Here is an 826-nt window from a genome sequence, read left to right as displayed (position 1 = left end):
CGCCTCGTAGCGAACTGCCAACTTGTCATATCTCGTGGCGACCGCGCGGTGCCGCTTGAGGCGATTGATTCCGCACTCCACCGCGTGGCGCTCCTTGTAGTCGGCCTTGTCGAACTTGGGTGGCCGGCCACCGTGGGAGCCGCGGTTCTTGCGGTTGGCGATCTGGTCGCGCTTCTCCGGGATCGTGCAGCGGATACCACGCTTGCGCAGGTAGGCGCGGTTCGCGCGGGAGCCGTACGCCTTGTCGGCACGAACCTTGTCCGGTCGGGTGCGCGGGCGGCCCGGCCCGAGCCGGGGCACCCGGATGCGGCCCAGGACGACCTGGAACTGCGGGGAATCGCCGCGCTGTCCTGCCGTGACGACCAGCGACATCGGTTTCTGAGCCTGCTCGACCGCCAGGTGGAGCTTGGTGGTCAGCCCGCCCCGGGAGCGTCCGAGCCCGTGGTCGTCGGGCTCGGTGAACACACCGCCTGGCGGCTCGATCTGCAGATCCCCTTTTTGCGGGCGCCGGCCGCATGCTGGTGGGCGCGGGCGATGGTCGAGTCCACCGAGACGTCCCAGGTGATCAGTCCTTCGGCATCGGCCTGGGCCTGCAGTTGCTCGAAGATGCGGTGCCAGGTGCCGTCCCGCTGCCAGCGCCGGAACAGGCCGTAGACCGTCTCCCACGGGCCATACCGCTTGGGTACGTCCCGCCAGGGAGCACCGGCGCGGGTGCGCCAGCGTATGCCGTCTATCAACTGCCGCTTGGTGTGCACCGGTGGCCGTCCAGGCTTCTTGCCGACCGGGAGCAAGGGCTCCAGCTTCGCCCACTGTGCATTCGTCAGAT

1 protein-coding gene is annotated in these 826 nt (G+C 68.9%); it reads right to left on the bottom strand.

Features of this window, described 5'->3' with window-relative positions; all coding sequences use genetic code 11:
- A protein-coding gene (locus IEZ19_RS50030) for an IS5 family transposase (RefSeq protein ID WP_268248815.1) occupies positions 1 to 824 on the bottom strand; the annotation gives its coding sequence in 2 pieces (ribosomal slippage) (positions 1 to 492 and positions 495 to 824; 822 coding nt annotated over the 2 pieces). This gene is flagged as partial in the annotation.
- Positions 825 to 826: the final 2 nt, after the last annotated feature.

This window comes from Streptomyces brasiliensis, from assembly GCF_014647875.1.
GTDB lineage: Bacteria > Actinomycetota > Actinomycetes > Streptomycetales > Streptomycetaceae > Streptomyces > Streptomyces brasiliensis.
The sequence above is the reverse complement of the archived record's forward strand: the minus strand, read 5'-3'. Positions and strand labels throughout refer to the sequence as shown.